The sequence below is a fragment of the Kluyvera intermedia genome (assembly GCF_021440345.1).
GTDB lineage: Bacteria > Pseudomonadota > Gammaproteobacteria > Enterobacterales > Enterobacteriaceae > Kluyvera > Kluyvera intermedia_A.
Genome location: NZ_JAKCNS010000162.1, coordinates 1 through 3,770 on the forward strand (window position 1 = coordinate 1; position 3,770 = coordinate 3,770).

1 protein-coding gene is annotated in these 3,770 nt (G+C 39.6%); it reads left to right on the forward strand.

Translation table 11 applies throughout. The annotated features are described in order from the left end of the window. A partial coding sequence (locus LZ634_RS22490) for a transglycosylase SLT domain-containing protein (protein ID WP_234508944.1) occupies positions 1 to 3,770 on the forward strand: 3,770 nt, incomplete at both ends.

Sequence of the window (3,770 nt, forward strand, 5' to 3'; positions counted from 1 at the left end):
TGGATACAATTAACGAAGCTGCTGCCAAGTATAACATTGATCCTGCTTTCTTAACTAAGCTATTAGCGACAGAAAGTAGTTTCAATCCAAATGCAGAAAGTCCTACAGGCCCACGTGGTATAGCTCAGTTTACTAAACAGACTGGTGCTAAATATGGGTTGGTTAAGGATGAAGATTTTTTCAACCCAGTAAAATCAATCAATGCAGCGGCGGCACATATTAGTGATCTACTAAAAACGAACAATCAGGATTATGTAAAAACTGCACTGGCTTACAATCAGGGGGAAGGTACATTAGGTAAACCGCAACTTGAAGCATATGATAAAAATGATTATGCCCTAATTAGTAAAGAAGGACAGAAATATATTCAGAACTTCCGTGATTGGGATAATGGTTCTAATAGTGTCAGGACTGATTACCTTTTGTCCGGTAAGATTAATTCTGGTTCTTATATGAGAACGGGATATGAAGAACTACCGACAGGTTTACAAACTCCCCAAACTGGTTATGAAGATGGTGTGTTTTTGGGTGATGACAAGAATCAAATCAAATCAGACTCTGCTAACTATCCACGCATGACACAGTTTGGTTTAACGGGGGGGGCACCAATTGAAACACCTGATGTAAATCCAAGTTATGAACAGAGTGTTTATGAAGCAGAACAAAATAATTCTAATATTGGTTTTGGTGAGACAGTTTCATTAGGTGTTCAGAAAACAGTAGCGGCAGGTATCTACAGTTCATTCAAACATGCACCTGATATTTCTACTGGCTATTCAGTTATGACAGATAGAATCCGTGGTGTATCTGATTACATCCCAGATGATGATGATTTTAAATATGCTCGTTCAGTGGGGGTAGATCCTGAACAGTATTCAATTCTCAGTGGTGCTACTACTAAAGACAACTTCAAGCAATTAGCAGATGAAGCAGTTCGACTACAGACCGTCCATAAGAAGTATGAATCATCAGATAGCACTTCAGGAAAGACAGTAGGATTCCTGGCTGATGTTCTCCTTGATCCAACTACATATGTTGGTGCAGGTATAGCTGTCAAAGGAATGAAGGTAGGCAACGCACTACTAACACGCAGTATTGAAGGTATCGCGTATACAGTTCCAAGTGCATATCTACATGAACGGTTTGCAGGCGAACAGGCTAATTACACAAATGCTGTAGTATTTGGTGCTGCTCTCGGTGGGACTTTCCACCTTGCAGGGCGTGGTATTTCGGCGTTCGGTTCTTCAGCTATAGGCCAGAAGACTAAAAACCTTGTATCAGTTCCAGCTCAACGTGTAGCCGATGCTTTCTCTGATGGTGCTTCAGCTATCTCTCAACGCATGGAAGCTCGTGAATCAGCCGTTACTCTTGGTGGTGAACGTTTAGATGTGGTTCACCTTGATCCTAACAAGAAGCCTGATTTTGTATCTGAAGATGGTGTTGCGTTCTGGAACCATCCACACGATCCAGACGCTGTAGTAATGGCAGATGGTACAGTAATTGGTGGTGGTAACTTACTTAACCCTAAATCAATTGCGGCTGCACGTGCTGTGCTACGTGGTGAAATTCCACCAAAAGCCGAAGCTATGCCAAGTAATGGTATTGGTAGTGAAACAAACGCTGCTACTCCTGTTCCAACTGGTGCATCTTCTCCGGTAGGACAGATCACTGAAGCTGATGGTATTAACGTTCCACGCAACAATGAACCGGGCTATGCAGGTATTGATGCCCTTGAAAACATTGGCAGTGGTGCACGTCGTGAAGGTGATTCACTAATTGATGCTAATGCAACTAAAGCAGAAACTTTCCCACAGTCTGATATTGATGCAAATCCTTCATTAGCTGATAAAACCAGTCCAGACGATTTAATTCAAAGTAACGTTAAAGATGGACAAGCACAGAATATTAATTATGAGACTAACCCTACACCAGAGTTAGATACTATTCATATGGATCGTGAAGCTAATATTGTTGATGCAGGTGCAGATAAAGTAGCAAAACCAGTCTATGCAAACTTGGGTGTTTTCACAGAGATTGGCAACGCAACACATGCTTCAGATGATAAGTTTGTTCGTGGTCTTGGTGCTAATTTATTCCGTCCTACTATGAATACTGAAGGTAATCGTGGTTTAGCTACTACTGTAGCGGCTGATATTATCGACCGTCTAAAAGCTATTGATGGTGCATGGTCTAATAAGTATGGTGAATTAGAATCAAAAGCACTTAAAGATGTTCGTTATGCTGGTATGCCTAAAATGCAAGCTGAAGATACTTTGAATCGTAGAGTAACAGAGGCAATCGAAGATGGTAGTAATAAGAAGCTACAAGAACTAACTCATGATGAACGTAATCTTGCTGAACAGATTCGAGCTAACTTTATAGCTAAAGAAGAAATGATGCTTGATACTGCAAGGTTTGGAAACGTCAATGCTATTAACATGCTTGATGAAAAGACTTTCCACAGTGGTAACTATGTTCCACGTTTCTATAATAAATCTAAAATTATGGAATTGAAGGAACGTTTAGAACTTTCTGGAATTGAAGATGTAGATAGTGCAACAACTAAAATTGTTAAGGAAGGCTTTATGAAAGCTTACTTTAATAATCCTTCTATGCGTTTGGAGTTAGAACGCCAAGTTATTAATGAGTCTTTCGAGTCTGGTTTTAAACGTATGGGTAAACCAGAACGCCAAACATTTAATACTTCTGAAGAATTCACTGAAGCAATGAATGCTTATAAGGTTCAGGAAAAGAACATTCTTAAAGCAGTAGATGACAAAGTAGAAAGAACTTCATACGGTATTGTGAATGGTGGTGATAATAACATTGGTTCTCTAATGTCGCTTCATGCTGGTATGGGTGGTGATACAGTAGCTACACGTAGTGCAAATGATTTCCTCAAATCACGTCTTCCACTTGGAACAGATCAAGTAGTAACTCTACCAGATGGTTCTAACTTCAGTATTAACGATATCCGGGATTTTGATTTACATACAATCATTCCTTCTTATAACAGTTCAGTTCGTCATGGTTTGGGTATTCATGCGGTTGGATTCACTGAGGAAGGTTTACTGAAATCAGTAAATGAAAATCATGCACGTCTTTTAGCTGAAGGTAAAAAGAAAGACGCAGATATTGTAATGGAAGCGTATAAAATCATTGCGGGTAAAGCTCGTTATGATAATCCAGAAGGTATTTTTGATAACTTGGTTGGTGCTCTCAACAGCACAGCATATTCAGCACGTAATACCTACTTTGGTGTAATGTCATTAACTGAAGTGGGTAATATGGCAGTTCAAGGAACTTGGCGTTCTCTACTTGATAACATTCCTATTCTACGTGATGCCTTTGCATATAACACGAAAGAAGGACGTGAAACCATTAAAGAACTACATAGTCTTCTTTATGGTGTCCATGTTGATAAACAGGTATTTCGTCCACGTTGGCGTGATCGCTATCAAGTGATGATGGATGATCAAAGTAATACCGCTTCACCATTAGCTATGGAAGTAGCTGCACGGTTACGTGGTGCTGCTGATACTATGGCTCATTACTCACCGGGTAACTATATGTTACGTGGAACTACTAACGCTATTATTGATACGGCAAGACAGACGTTTTTATCTGATATCATTCGTCATGTTCACGAAGGTAGCAAGCTACCAAAGTATCTACGTGGTGAAGGTAAACTTAATGGACTAAGTATTACAGAGAAGAATTTATCTGATATTAGGGATTTGATTAAAACTCACATTGATTATAAATCAAGT